Genomic DNA, 14,315 nt, shown 5'->3' on the forward strand with positions numbered 1-14,315 from the left:
GGAGGATTTCTTATGCAAGAGCGTTATTCAAGACAAGTGTTGTTTTCTGGAATTGGTGAAATGGGACAAAGAAAAATAAGAGAAAAGCATGTGCTCCTAATCGGTGCGGGTGCGCTAGGAGCTGCGAATGCAGAAGCACTTGCTAGGATGGGAATTGGGAAATTGACAATTGCTGATCGTGACTACGTCGAATGGAGCAATTTACAGCGGCAGCAGTTATATACAGAAGAAGATGCGCAGCAGTGTAAACCAAAAGCAATTGCAGCAGCAGAACATGTAAGAAAGATTAATTCTGAAGTGGAAATTGTACCAGTTGTAACAGATGTCACAATGCGAGAAATAGAAGAGTTAACAAAAGATGTGGATCTCATATTAGATGCGACTGACAATTTCGATACGCGTCTACTTATAAATGACATTTCACAAAAAGAAAATATACCTTGGATATATGGCGGATGCATTGGGAGTTACGGTGTAACGTATACAATTCTTCCTGGGAAAACACCATGTTTTCGCTGTCTAATGGATCATCCTATGGGCGGTGCAACATGCGATACAGCCGGAATCATTCAGCCAGCTGTACAAATGGTTGTTGCTCACCAAGTTACAGAGGCGCTGAAAATATTGGTGGATGATTATGAATCATTAAGAGGGACGATGTTGTCATTTGATATTTGGAACAATCAATATCTCTCATTAAAAGTAAATAGACAGAAGAAAAGTACATGTCCTTCTTGTGGGAAATCACGAACGTATCCAAGCTTAATATTTGAAGCGCAAATGAAAACGGAAGTGTTATGCGGACGGAATACAGTTCAAATCCGTTCAGGAATAAAGAGAAATCTTAATTTAACCGAAATTCAAAAACGATTACAAAAAAGTGTACATGTCAAAAAAACGCCTTACTTACTATCATTTCTAGTTGATGAATATCGTTTTGTTTTATTTATAGACGGTAGGGCATTTATTCATGGGACAAATGATGTGAAAATAGCAAAACGATTATACGCTAAGTATATAGGATGAACAGAAAAATCGTTTTTTCCTTATTAAAACGAGGTGAAAAAAGAATGTTAGATAAACGTATACCAATTCCAGTAGCAGAAGCAGTTGCTCGTGTAATGAAATATGCCTACCAAGGTGAAATGGAAAAGGTTTCTCTTATAGAAAGCTACGGTAGAACACTTGGAGAAGATGTTATTGCAGATCATGATGTTCCGCATTTTGATCGCTCTCCGTACGACGGGTTTGCGATTCGAGCGGAAGATACAAAAGAAGCGAGTAGTAGTAACCCCATTCAGTTTGAAGTAATTGGCGAAATTGGAGCAGGCTTTGTTTTTACAGAAGAAGTGAAAGAATTTCAAGCTGTCCGTATTATGACAGGTGCCGCAATTCCGAGAGGGTGTAATGCGGTTGTTATGTTAGAACTAACGGAAGGATTTGAAAAAAACGAAAAGACTTATATGACATTAAAACGCTGTTTCGCAGCCGGTGATAACATTTCTTTTAAAGGTGAAGATGTAAAACAAAATACTATCCTTGTGAAAGAAGAGACTGTTATTAACCCGGGAGTTGCAGCGCTTCTTGCTACGTTTGGTTATAGTTTCGTACATGTTATAAAACAACCAGTGATTGGAATTGTAACGACGGGTAGCGAACTGCTTGAAGTACATGAAAAATTAAAGCCAGGGAAGATTCGAAATAGTAACTCCTATATGATAGCTGCTCAAATTGAACGAGCAGGGGGGATTGTACAGTATTATGGGCAATTCGCTGACGATTTTGAGACGTGTTATAACACTGTAAAAAAGGCGATAAAAGAAGTAGATATATTAATTACAACTGGTGGTGTTTCAGTAGGAGACTATGACTATTTACCTGCCATCTATGAGAGATTACGAGCTAATGTACTTTTTGACAAAATAGCGATGCGACCAGGAAGTGTGACAACTGTAGCTGAGGTAGAGGGAAAACTATTATTTGGTCTATCTGGTAATCCTTCTGCTTGTTATGTCGGGTGTGAATTATATGTTCGACCAGTCATTGGAACATACTTGCATAGGAAAGATCCACACGTATATCGTACAGAGGCAATTTTACAGAAAGACTTCCCGAAAGCAAATCCGTTTACTCGATTTGTAAGAGGGCGAGTAGAAATTATAGATGGTCAATTACAAGTTACACCAGTTGGCTTAGATAAATCTAGCGCAATTTCTTCACTTGCAGAAGCGAATGCATTTATCGTTTTACCAGGGGGAACGAGAGGATTTGAAGCTGGAATTACTGTTTCGGTACTGTTATTAGAATCAAACAACGGAAGTGAGTGGCCGTGGGAAGAACCGCTTCAATCATACAAGTAATAGAAAAAGGGATTGCTAACTTATATAAGGATCAGAGGTGCAAGATGACATATACGTATTATGAAGTAATTGATACACCTATTTCAATTGAGGAAGTTACAAACAAAGTAATTCGTCGTGAGTGTGGCGCAGTTACTACTTTTATTGGTACTGTTAGAGAATTTACAAAAGGGCGTCGTACACTTTGTTTAGAGTATGTAGCTTATAAGACAATGGCGGAGAAACAGCTTGAGAGAATTAGCATTGAAGTAGGAGAGAAGTGGCCGGGGACATATGTCGCTATTACACATCGCATTGGTACATTACAAATTTCTGATCTTGCTGTCGTTGTCGCTGTGTCTACACCACATCGGAAAGCGGCCTATGAGGCGAATGAATATATTATGGAGCATATAAAACAAATTGTTCCTATTTGGAAAAAAGAGTTTTGGGAAGATGGAGAGTCGTGGATAGGTGATCAGTTAGAGAAAACAGCATATGGTAATGGCGAGCCTGGAAAGGAGATGAGAATATGATTGAAGTACTATTATTTGCACATTTGCAAGAAGGAGCAAGTAAGCCGGCTTTGCATATAGACTATGAAAATATTACAGTTGCGGAATTAAAGGAAGTCCTCACTAAGAAATACAACATAGCAATTTCAAACGAGATTATGGTCGCGATAAATGAAGAATACGCAAATGAGGATGACATCATCCAAATTGGTGATGTCGTAGCAATGATTCCGCCAGTAAGTGGTGGTTGATTCTTTTCAGCCTAATGATGTTAGGACGTGATTGGGCTGGAGAGAATGAATTTAACTATGCATACATAGGAGGGAACAGGATGAAAAGTCCTAATTTTCAATTAAGTTTACAAACTTCTAATCTAATTATCGGTTTTATGGTATGGGTCATTTTATCATCATTAATGCCTTATATTAAAGCGGATATTCCATTAACTGCGGGACAAATTTCTATGGTCACAGCAGTACCTGTTATTTTAGGCTCTATTCTTCGCATTCCAATTGGTTATTGGACAAATCGTTTCGGAGCAAGAAAATTATTCTATATTAGTTTTATTCTATTATTATTTCCTGTTTTTTATATTAGTGTTGCCAATTCTATGATGGATTTAATTATTGGTGGATTATTTGTAGGAATCGGTGGTGCTGTATTCTCTGTAGGAGTAACTTCTTTACCAAAATACTTTCCGAAAGAGAGTCACGGTTTTGTAAATGGTATTTACGGTGTCGGTAACGCCGGAACAGCAATTACTTCGTTTTTAGCACCTGTCATTGCAACTTCAGTTGGCTGGAGAACGACAGTACAATGTTATTTAGTTTTACTTGCAGCGTTTGCACTTATGAACTTTTTATTAGGTGATCGTAAAGAGAAAAAAGTGAATACACCACTAATGGAACAAATAAAAGGTGTATATAAAAATGAGAAACTTTGGTTTTTATGTATCTTTTACTTTTTAACATTCGGATCATTTGTCGCATTTACAGTATACTTACCAAACTTTCTAGTATCTCACTTCGGATTAGAGAAAGTAGATGCAGGTATGCGGACAGCCGGATTCATCGTACTCGCAACAATTATGCGTCCGATTGGTGGTTGGCTCGGTGATAAGTTTAATCCATTTAAAATATTAATCTTCGTATTTATCGGTTTAACACTTTCAGGTATTATTTTATCGTTTATGCCAAGTATGAACGTGTATACATTTGGTTGCTTACTAGTCGCATTTTGTGCAGGGATTGGTAATGGTACAATCTTCAAACTCGTTCCAATGTATTTCTCAGAACAAGCTGGTATTGTAAATGGTCTCGTATCAGCTTTAGGTGGACTAGGAGGATTCTTCCCACCGCTAATTTTAACATTACTATTCCAATTAACAGGTCATTATGCAATTGGATTTATGGCGCTATCAGAAGTCGCACTTGCTTGTTTAATTATTACAGTATGGATGTATAGCCAGGAGAAACTCTTAGTGATGTTAAAGAATCATTAATAAGGAAAAAGAACCGTCCCAAAGTATATTGGGATGGTTCTTTTAGTAATAGGCTTCAACATGTTTTTATTGCTATCTCAACAAACGCTCGTTTTCTAAAAGAATGTGCTTTTAAAATGAAAAACAGAAGGCTTATGGAATTTTATTTTAAAATATAGAAGTCAAAAGTTATTCAATTAAAGGGTAGATTAGTGAAGGAAATTTTAAATATATTCTAAAGATCGAACTCATTTTTAGAATGCAAATATTTAATTGAATCGGGGTGTTTAGATGAAAAAGTTATATAAGTCCACTCAAGATAAACAAGTATCAGGTGTGTTAGGTGGCTTAAGCGACAAGTATGGGATTGATGTAAGTATTCTTCGCATAGTAACTGCAGTATCAGATTTTTTTAGGGACAAATTTTTTGGTAAGGTTAATGGATATTGTGAAAAAGTATACTTAAAATAAAGAAGATAGTTTAGGTCAATAAGATAAAATTATGAATTTGTATAAATAATCTATAATTTTCTTTATGAGTTATATTTGATATGTTAAAGAAAAGAGAGGAGAGGGGAAATGAAATAAGAATTTTTGATGCACATTTTCATATTATTGGTTTAAGTTTTCTGGTTATTGAGAATTGAGGGGGTTTCCGACTAATTAAATGTGATTCATATTTAGTAAAGCGTTTAATCCAACTAAAATATATTTAGAATGAGGTTTTAAATGTTTGTATTTATTATATTAGACGTAATATTACCGATATTAATATTGATGCTAATTGGTGCAATCTTACAAAGAAAGTTCCAATTTAACTTAAAGCAGCTATCTACACTTATTACTTATTGCTTAATGCCAGCGGCTGTATTTGTGAATATATATGATATTCGTATAGAAACAGGTTTTTTGCTCCAGATAATATACTATTTAATGCTTTATAGTCTGAGTCTGATCATAGTAAGTCATTTCATTTCAAAAATATTGAAGTTAGAAAAAGGAGAAAGTGCAGCTCTAAAAAATAGCATTTCGTTAATGAATTCCGGTAATTATGGGTTACCAGTAAGTCAATTGATTTTCAGTCACAATCCAGTGGGGGTTTCCATTCAAATTTTTATTGTGATTTTCCAGAATCTTTTAACTTATTCATATGGGATATATAACTTACTATCAGCAACAAAAACAATCGGAGGTATTATTCGATCATTTCTAAGACTGCCTGTATTTCATGCGCTCGTATTAGGGGTTCTCTTTCAATCTTTTAAAATTCAAATACCTAATTCTATCTTGCTACCTCTTAATCAGCTTGCGAATGGTTTTGTTGCAATAGCACTCATATTGCTAGGGGCACAATTATCTAACATTAAACTTAGTTTTTTCCATCGAGTCATAACATGGGCTTTAATTGGAAGGTTACTGATGGGACCATTATTAGCACTTGCCGTAATATACATACTAAACATCGATGGTATTGTTGCACAATCATTATTTATTGCAAGTTCTTTTCCTACTTCAAGAAATACATCAACCATTGCTATGGAATATCAAATAGAGCCTGAATTACATGCACAAATCGTTTTATTTTCAACACTTTTCAGCATTATTACAGTAACTGTCGTTATTTATTTGTCATATATTTTGTTTTGAATATACGTGTTAAAACGAATAGATTTGAGGCGGTAAATGATGGATGGAAATCCAATCGATATGAGAAGAAAACAGTCTATGATATATTGGGGGTCGTTTACAATTGTACCGTGTCTGATAATCAAGTGGCTTAATTCAAAAAAAGGAAACTCGTTACGGGTTATTTCGTATGAAAATCTTTAAAGCATCTGCATATAGACTTGCGAAAAAAGACACAATTTCGCTTATAATTGACGTTACATGAGCTTAGTTTGATAGCGATGGGGTGGGAGTGTCAATTAAGAATTTTTTCTTTATTGATTTTATGCGGTTTTTCCGCAAAATTGTAACTAAGGGGGGATTCCAAGTTGAGTAAACAGAATATCAGCACAACAGTTTTAGGAGATATAATTGTTACCCATCTAGTTGGAAATATAAAAACAGATGATGTGTATGAATGGTTTAATGGTTTTGAGCAGGTTTGTCAGCAATTCATTTCTGAAGGGCGGAAATACAAATTGTTGGTGGATAGAAAAGGATACACGCCAAATCATTTTTCTGTTCAAAAAGTATGGAAAGAGAAGTTCTTCAATGAAATCATTTTGAATAACAGTAAGGCAATTGCATTTCTCCTTGAAGAGGGAGAGATAATGGATTATTTACAACAATCTAATACGAAAGAATCTGTGAGATTTTTTGATGATTATGAACAAGCGCTAATTTGGTTGATTGAATATCCAATATAAAACCTGTATTGAAGCAGTTGCTCTCAAGCAACTGCTTTTTTTGTCCGTAATTGTTGCCGTTATTTTTCTTCACAGATTCTTGTCCAATTGTTTGTCTAATCCTAAAAAACGAAACTAAAGCAAAAAGAACAAACGCCTCTAAAAAACGTTTGTTCACAGTTAATTCCTATTTTAGCTAAGTGATAGATTCCATTTTATGAGTACGAGAAATTCTTTTTATAAGTTTAGGAAGGACAGAAGTTAATTCCTGTTTCATACGCTTCGTAAACGATGGGTCCTTACCTGAAGTCGAAATAGTGACAACATATTCATCATTTCGAATGACACCAGGTGTGTGAAACGATGATGCTGTACCATCACTTACAACGTTAACCCACTGGAAATCATGAGCGGCCTGTTTGACCATCATATTTACAGCATGTTGATTTGTAGCTGCATAAATTAGATGAGCATCTTTAATATCATCATTACTAAAAGTTTTTTGCTTCCAAGTAATATAAGAAAGTTCCTTCATTTCCTCGCAAATTTCTGGGCTGACAACAGTGACGAAAGCGCCTGTATCTTTTAATCCAGACGCTTTTCGATATGCAATTTTACCTCCACCAATGATAATGACAACTTTATTTTGTAGATTAAACATAAGAGGGTACATGTTATACATATATGCATTCCTCCATTCGTTCTAATAATGTTAGTTTCATATATGTATTAAACTGAAGACAGTTACAGGGCGTAACATGATTATATTTTTTTGTATGCAATTTAATTTTTTGAAGTAATAATCCGGTAAAGAGAAGGTACGGCATGACATATACATGGGACGCAGTCGATGTTATAGCCTTGAGCTCAGCAGCAAAAGAGGGAGTTCCTTTTGTTAAAAAGGAACAGGATACTGGCATACCAAGTTTTCGTTCGACAGCTGCTCCGATTTGTTGTAATTCATGTATCGGTTGTGGATCACTACTGCCTCGCCCTACGAGTAAAATACTACTATTTTGCATTGGCATAGCTTCACGTATTCTTTTCACTACAAGTTCCACCATATGTGGATGTGTACTAAAAGGAGGTACAACTGAAAATGTTATTTGTGGATATTTCTTTTGTAGTTGTTCTATTTCAAAAGGAATATCACGTTTATAGTGAGCTGCTGCAAATAATAAAACAGGTACAATCATTATTTCAGTTACTCCCTCTATTATCGTTTCTGTAACTGCATCCGAAATAGTAGGTGTCGTTAGTTCTAGAAAAGCTATTTTTTGAATTCTTTCGTTTCGCTCTTTCATAACAGATTGAATAAATTGAATGAATTGTTCATTACCTTCTTGTAGCCGGCTCCCATGTCCAACATATACAATTCCTTTCATTGTCTCACCATATCTTTCTTCATAAGAGTTTCTTGTAATTGATGATCTACGTTATGAAACCCAACTTTATTTGCATAGTGTAAAGTTGGAACGTCGGTATACGAGAATGGGAGAGTAAGAATATTGATAAAGCCAAGGCGTTTTATTTCTGCTAGAAACGTATCAATAGAAGCACGACCTTCAAATACAATGCTATCCCATGAGAATTCAGAAAGAATACGTGAATGAATTTCATCGAAGCGATGATCAATTGTGTACTCATGAGTCATCATATAGGAACCAGCACCAATTTTTTCTTGAATAACAGCAATTCGGTTAATGTTTCGTCCTAAATAAATCGTTGAATTCGAAGAAAATTGCGCAGGTTTACTGAACAATCCATATTGCATGAGCTTTTCTTGAATAGAAAGGTTCATATACTGAAGTTCTGCCTGTAAGGAACGAATATCTTTATGATATTTACTGCATGATTGCATTAAGATGTCTACACTGTCAGCGGAACAAAATACAAGACGATCAACGTTAAAAATCTTATTGATTTGTTCAGAGGTTACTGTGTATTCTTTCTTTTTGAAAGTTGGAATTTGATATATTTCTGCACCGGACTCTTGTAACTTTTGCTTTATTGCGCTTTTTTTATTTGTTGCAGCTGCAAATAAAACTTTCTTGCCGTGCAATGGTTTACGTTCTTTCCAAGAGATTTGATTCCGCAAAGTAACAACATCACCAACAATTGTCATAGAAGGATTAGAAATATTTTCGTTTTTGACAATAGAAACAATGGTAGACAGTGTCCCTGTGACAACGCGCTGTTTACCAGTTGTACCCCATTCAATGACTGCTACTGGCGTATCTTCTTTTTTTCCTGCTTGTAGTAAGTTTTCACAAATTGTAGGTAAGTTTTTTATACCCATGTAGTAGGCAATCGTGTCGCTATTGTGAGATGAATTATATTTTCCATGATCGGTTAAGGGACCTTTTGCATGTCCGGTTAATAAAGTGACACTATTACTGTAGTCACGGTGGGTGAGGGGAATACCTGCATAGCTACTAGCGGCGATGCTAGATGTAATGCCTGGTACAATTTCATATGGAATATTTGCTGCTGCTAAAGTTTCTGCTTCTTCACCAACACGGCCAAAAATAGATGGATCTCCGCCTTTTAATCGGACAACAATTTTGCCCTCTTTCGCAAATTGAAGAAGGTGTGCGTTAATTATTTCTTGTCGCATAATATGATTCTTTGGCATTTTTCCGCAATACATAAGTTCACATGTTTGTTTTGTATAGCTAAGAAAGAAAGGGTTTAGTAAACGGTCATATAAAACAATATCTGCACGTTTTAAACACTCTATCGCTTTTTTTGTAATAAGCCCTTCATCACCTGGTCCTGCACCAACTAAATATACATATCCGTTCATAATTGCACCTCATCAATTTTTATTTAAAAGGAAGCCAGAGGAGGATTCCTTTCGAAAATTACATGTATAAATAAATGTCACCGTCAATAACTTCTACTTCGTATGTTTGAATACAGCCGTCATCAGGTTTTTGAACTTCACCTGTTAGTAGTGAGATTTTCCAATCATGCAGTGGACAAAAGACGAATTCTCCAGACACAATCCCTTCTGCTAACGGTCCGTTTTTATGAGGACAACGATTTTCTACAGCTCGAATATCGCCATTTGAAAGGCGGAATAGGGCGATAGACATACCTTTCATTTGCACTTCTTTACCGATTTGAATAGCAAGATCTTCCGCACGCATAACTTTTATTTTTTCTTTCGTGTGTATCATTTAGATCACAGCTCCTTATTTCACAGTTTCTACTTCATACATCGCTTTTAATGATTTCGTTTCTAGTGCTTGTCCCCATGCTTCCGTATATGTTCTACGAGCTGTTTGGAAACGTTCATTTAACGTAGTAACCATACTTGCATCTTGTAGTATTTCTTTTATGTGATCGAAGCCTAAACGTTCTGTCCAGTAGGCGGTACGCTCTCCGTAAATACCAGTTTCACGATAATATTGCATGTAAGCTGCAGCGATGCGAAGGACATCATCTTCAGTAGGGACAATCATTACAAAATCAGCTTCACGTACTTCTGTACCACCATTTCCGCCAATATAAAGTTGGTATCCATTTTCGACACAAACAACGCCAAAATCTTTCGTCAGTACTTCCGCACAGTTACGCGGACAGCCCGTTACACCCATCTTCATTTTATGAGGTGTATCTACCATTTCTAATGATTGTTCAAGGAGCATACCAAGTCCTAATGAATCTTTCGTACCGAAACGGCAGAAGCGAGAACCAACACATGATTTTACATTACGAAGCGATTTTGAATATGCATATCCCGAAGTCATATGTAAGTCAGCCCATATGTTAGGTAAATCTTGTTTCTTAACACCATATAAGCCGATTCGGCTTGCACCTGTAATTTTCACAAGAGGAACATCGTACTTTTTCGCAACTTCAGCAATTTTCATTAAATCATCAGCTGTTGTAACGCCTCCGTACATACGTGGAATAACAGAGAATGTACCATCGTGCTGGATGTTACCATTCATTCTTTCATTAACGAAACGGGACGATTTATCATCTTCATATTCTTCTGGAATCGCCATACGTAAATAGTAGTTTAAAGCAGGGCGGCATTTCGAACAGCCGTCTTCATGTGCAAAACCAAGAACATTTCGTACTTCTTTTGGAGATTTTAAGCCTTTCTCGTGAATGGCTGCTACGACTTCATCACGGGATAAAGGTGTACATCCACACATACCGGCAGATTGCGCTGAGGCATCAAAAGCATCTCCAAGTGTATGAGATAAAACTTGTTCCACAAGTGGACGACATTTACCACAAGAACCTGCGGCTTTCGTACAGCCTTTAACTTCTTCAAAAGTCGTTAACTCTTGTTCTAAAATGGCGTGAACGATTGAACCTTTCGTAACACCATTACATCCACAAATCGTGTCATCCGCACTCATTGTAGCAACGTCAAATTCACTTTCTTCACCAGCTTTGTGAAGAAGGGAAGCTGGTGTATATTCTTGTATATCTTCTTCCTTCTTTAACATGCTAAAGAGACGTGTACCGTCAGCTGTGTCACCATATAAAACGATACCGACGACTTTATTATCACGAATTAATACTTTTTTATAGGAACGTTTACATTCATCAAAGATTGATATTGCTTTCGTTTGATCATCTTCATAAATTTGACCAGCAGAGAATAAATCACAACCTGCAACTTTTAATTGCGTACCGACGATACTGCCCGAATATCCATCAGTTTGTAAATTTGTTATATGTTTTGCTAGTATCGCACCTTGTTCATAAAGAGGAGCAACAAGTCCATATGCGATACCGTCATGCTCTGCACATTCTCCAACTGCATAAATGGACTCATCATTTGTTAGCATATAGTCATTGACTACAATACCGCGATTTACAATTAAACCAGCATCTTTTGCTATTTGCGTATTTGGGCGTATTCCGACAGCCATTACGATTAAATCACAATCTACAACTTCACCATCTTCAAATTGAATGCCCTCAACATGGTCTGTACCAAGAATTTTTACAGTTTTCTTTTCCATTAGAAATTTCATGCCTTGCGCTTCTAAATCTTCGCGTAATAGAGAAGCTGCTTTCGTATCTAGTTGTTGCTCCATTAAGTTTGGCATTAAATGAACAACATGTACGTCCATCCCTAAGTCAATAAGACCTCTTGCGGCTTCTAAACCAAGTAACCCACCACCAATGACAACAGCCTTTTTCTTTTCATTAGCGGTATCAATCATAAATTGTGTATCTTCAATTGTTCGAAATCCTGTTACACCAGGGAGAGTGGAACCTTCTACAGGCAAAATAAAAGCACTAGAACCTGTTGCGATAATGAGTTTGTCATATGTAAGAGTACGATTCTTTTCTGTAATAATAATTTTTTCTTCTCGGTTAATACTTTGAACTTTTTCATTTGTATACAAAGTTATTTCGTTTTCTTCATACCAACTGTATTCATTCATAATGATATCTTGCATATTTGTTTTGCCTTGTAAAACATGAGAGAGCATAATACGGTTGTAGTTTGGATGAGGTTCATCTCCAAAAATAGTAATCTCATATGAATCACTATCATGTTTTAATATTTCTTCCATACAGCGTATGCCAGCCATACCATTTCCGATCATAACTAAACGTTTTTTCATTTTCGTTTCCCCTTTTTCTGTGAAATGTTGAACAAAGGATTATGTTTTTATTATAGAAAATCAAAAAAGGAAGAGATGTGATGTTTATCACATTTTTATAATGATTCACAAATTGTTAAAATTCGGATTTATTCGAGAGGGATGTGTATAGTCTTTACCAAATGAAAGAGCAGGACATAAGTATGTATACTCATGTCCTGCTCTTTATTTATGCTCTCGTAATGGCACGTGGAAATAAAATATTATTTTCTAAATGAATGTGCTCAAATAAATCAGACTCTAGCGCTTCAAGACGTTGGTAAACAAGTCGATAAGTACCGCAAGCTCCTTCTGGAGGAGTAAAGTCATTTGTAACTTTACGAAGTTCTTTAATAATGTTGCCTGCGTGGTTATGTTCATTTTCCAACTCATCTACTATTTTACGTAATTTCACATAGTTTTTGTCAATTGGATTTTGTTCAAATTCTAAAATTAATGGGAAATCTTCTGTTTCTTCTTTAATTAAATGCTGTTCTAATTCCATCTTTAATTCGTGAAATAGCTTATGAATTTGAGCTAAGTGAGGCTGACTTGCTCCGTGGACGCGTAATACTTTCGTCACATACGGACTTAACTGTGGTAATTCTTCATTTAAATAGCGATGATGCTTATTTATAACATAATCAATCAATTCACGATAAGAAGCATTTTTCCAATCAATTTCAGATTCATTTAATCGTTTCGTATTATGATAAAGCGTATTTAATTCTGTAAGTACTTCTGTTGCTGATAAATTTCTTTCATGAATTGCATCAATAAGTGGTTTATTACCACCACAACAAAAGTCTATTCTATATGATTTAAAAAGATTACTAGCTTTTGGAAATTGTGTAACAATCTCACCGACAATAGAAGTTTCAGTAAATGTATGTTCCATATGAATGCCTCCATAAAGTTTGAATGTAATATCTAAATTAAGAATAGCAATAAATGAAAAACAATGTGGTGATTGAAATCACTTATAATGTGTCAATTTTAAGGATAATCAAATGAGTTTTATAAAAGGAAGAGGGAGAGGGAATTCGTCATAATAGTTTCTGATAATAAAAAAGAAGCTTACTAGAAGCTTCTTTTTTACTACTATTTTTCACATGCAACTCCATCGCCATCACGATTAAGATGTGAGTCATAACCTGATTGTCCTTTATATAGAAGAGCTTTCCCGGCAGCTCTAACTGCGGCACAATTTTTGTAATATGCACTACTAGTATTTCCTGAAGCAGGTTGTGTTTGAGCTTGCTGTGCTTTTTGCTCTTCTTGTTGCTTACGAGCTTGTTCATCAGCCTGACGTTTTTGCTCTTCTTGTTGCTTACGAGATTGCTCATCAGCTAAGCGTTTTTGCTCTTCTTGTTGCTTACGAGATTGCTCATCAGCTAGGCGTTTTTGCTCTTCTTGTTGTTTACGAGCTTGTTCACCAGCCTGACGTTTTTGTTCCTCTTGTTGTTTACGAGCTTGTTCATCAGCCTGGCGTTTTTCATCCTCTTGCTTACGAGCTTGTTCATCGGCTAGACGCTTCTCATCTTCTTGCTTTTGAGTTTTTTCGTCCGCCTCTTTTTTCTTTTCGCTATCTTTCTGTTCTTCATTGTTAGAAGCAACTTTTGTACTAGTTGCTGTCGTTTTTTCAGAAGAAGAATCTGAAATACCTGATAGCGCAACAAAAATGACAAATAATACGGCTGTAATAATAAATTGTTTTTTCGCTACACCTGTTTTCTTAATAACAGATAAGATTGCTAGAACAAGGAAGAATATAAATAGAATGAAACTTAAAGTAGAAAAAAACTCGACGACGGGGTGTTCCGATTTTGTTGTACTGGCCGTTATTAATATAATAGAAATCATAAAAAGAATAACGGTAGGACGTCCATATTGTTTTGCTTTTCCATTTTTCTTAAAGAATGAAATAATACATAAGATTAAAAGAATAAAAGCAATAAAAAATAAAGCTGCACCAATATTACTTAAAATCGTCATTTTCATACCTCAAT

Annotated in this window: 15 protein-coding genes; 8 read left to right on the forward strand and 7 right to left on the reverse strand. The window is 35.7% G+C overall.

The features are described from left to right. Positions 1–12: 12 nt before the first annotated feature. From ACS2QP_RS05055 to ACS2QP_RS05090, 8 genes are all read left to right on the forward strand, one after another. Positions 13–1,026 carry a molybdopterin-synthase adenylyltransferase MoeB gene (locus tag ACS2QP_RS05055; RefSeq protein WP_332283411.1) on the forward strand — a complete coding sequence of 338 codons (1,014 nt, stop codon included), beginning with the start codon at positions 13–15 and terminating at the stop codon, positions 1,024–1,026. Between the two features lie 44 nt (positions 1,027–1,070). Beyond that, a complete protein-coding gene (locus tag ACS2QP_RS05060; RefSeq protein ID WP_438882177.1) occupies positions 1,071–2,360 on the forward strand; it encodes a molybdopterin molybdotransferase MoeA in 1,290 nt (429 codons plus the stop codon). Positions 2,361–2,404: 44 nt separating this feature from the next. Continuing rightward, the gene (locus ACS2QP_RS05065) at positions 2,405–2,875 is read left to right on the forward strand and encodes a molybdenum cofactor biosynthesis protein MoaE (RefSeq protein WP_438882178.1); all 471 of its coding nucleotides are present in this window, start codon (positions 2,405–2,407) and stop codon (positions 2,873–2,875) included. Next, on the forward strand, positions 2,872–3,105 hold the full coding sequence (gene moaD, locus ACS2QP_RS05070; protein WP_000573692.1) for a molybdopterin converting factor subunit 1: 234 nt from the start codon (positions 2,872–2,874) through the stop codon (positions 3,103–3,105). The genes ACS2QP_RS05065 and moaD overlap by 4 nt, the downstream gene beginning before the upstream one ends. An 80-nt stretch (positions 3,106–3,185) precedes the next feature. After that, positions 3,186–4,355 (forward strand): nitrate transporter NarK, encoded by a 1,170-nt coding sequence (gene narK, locus ACS2QP_RS05075; RefSeq protein WP_044307180.1) that lies wholly within the window; start codon positions 3,186–3,188, stop codon positions 4,353–4,355. A gap of 270 nt (positions 4,356–4,625) precedes the next feature. Next, positions 4,626–4,805, forward strand: a complete 180-nt coding sequence (locus ACS2QP_RS05080; RefSeq protein ID WP_438882179.1) for a PspC domain-containing protein — start codon at positions 4,626–4,628, stop codon at positions 4,803–4,805. A gap of 258 nt (positions 4,806–5,063) precedes the next feature. Next, positions 5,064–5,981: an AEC family transporter gene (locus ACS2QP_RS05085; protein ID WP_332283404.1), complete on the forward strand. Its 918-nt coding sequence runs from the start codon at positions 5,064–5,066 to the stop codon at positions 5,979–5,981. Positions 5,982–6,328: 347 nt separating this feature from the next. After that, the gene (locus tag ACS2QP_RS05090) at positions 6,329–6,706 is read left to right on the forward strand and encodes an STAS/SEC14 domain-containing protein (RefSeq protein ID WP_332283402.1); all 378 of its coding nucleotides are present in this window, start codon (positions 6,329–6,331) and stop codon (positions 6,704–6,706) included. A 175-nt stretch (positions 6,707–6,881) separates the two neighbouring features. Here the strand turns inward: ACS2QP_RS05090 and ACS2QP_RS05095 are convergent, their stop codons facing one another. From ACS2QP_RS05095 to ACS2QP_RS05125, 7 genes are all read right to left on the reverse strand, one after another. Then, positions 6,882–7,367 carry a precorrin-2 dehydrogenase gene (locus ACS2QP_RS05095; RefSeq protein ID WP_000282586.1) on the reverse strand — a complete coding sequence of 162 codons (486 nt, stop codon included), beginning with the start codon at positions 7,365–7,367 and terminating at the stop codon, positions 6,882–6,884. Beyond that, on the reverse strand, positions 7,360–8,070 hold the full coding sequence (locus ACS2QP_RS05100; RefSeq protein WP_438882180.1) for a sirohydrochlorin chelatase: 711 nt from the start codon (positions 8,068–8,070) through the stop codon (positions 7,360–7,362). The genes ACS2QP_RS05095 and ACS2QP_RS05100 overlap by 8 nt, the downstream gene beginning before the upstream one ends. Beyond that, positions 8,067–9,491, reverse strand: a complete 1,425-nt coding sequence (locus ACS2QP_RS05105) for a uroporphyrin-III C-methyltransferase (RefSeq protein WP_001014945.1) — start codon at positions 9,489–9,491, stop codon at positions 8,067–8,069. Before ACS2QP_RS05105 ends, ACS2QP_RS05100 begins: the two co-directional genes overlap by 4 nt. Before the next feature lie 58 nt (positions 9,492–9,549). After that, positions 9,550–9,867 carry a nitrite reductase small subunit NirD gene (gene nirD / locus ACS2QP_RS05110; RefSeq protein ID WP_000581982.1) on the reverse strand — a complete coding sequence of 106 codons (318 nt, stop codon included), beginning with the start codon at positions 9,865–9,867 and terminating at the stop codon, positions 9,550–9,552. A 15-nt stretch (positions 9,868–9,882) separates the two neighbouring features. Beyond that, the gene (nirB, locus tag ACS2QP_RS05115; RefSeq protein ID WP_017673376.1) at positions 9,883–12,288 is read right to left on the reverse strand and encodes an NADPH-nitrite reductase large subunit; all 2,406 of its coding nucleotides are present in this window, start codon (positions 12,286–12,288) and stop codon (positions 9,883–9,885) included. 208 nt (positions 12,289–12,496) lie between these two features. Next, positions 12,497–13,204 carry an iron-sulfur cluster repair di-iron protein gene (ric, locus tag ACS2QP_RS05120; RefSeq protein WP_098771804.1) on the reverse strand — a complete coding sequence of 236 codons (708 nt, stop codon included), beginning with the start codon at positions 13,202–13,204 and terminating at the stop codon, positions 12,497–12,499. A gap of 203 nt (positions 13,205–13,407) precedes the next feature. After that, positions 13,408–14,301, reverse strand: a complete 894-nt coding sequence (locus tag ACS2QP_RS05125; RefSeq protein ID WP_259591209.1) for an excalibur calcium-binding domain-containing protein — start codon at positions 14,299–14,301, stop codon at positions 13,408–13,410. Positions 14,302–14,315: the final 14 nt, after the last annotated feature.

Origin of the sequence: Bacillus cereus group sp. Bce019, assembly GCF_051781745.1 — a bacterium.
Lineage (GTDB): Bacteria > Bacillota > Bacilli > Bacillales > Bacillaceae_G > Bacillus_A > Bacillus_A cereus.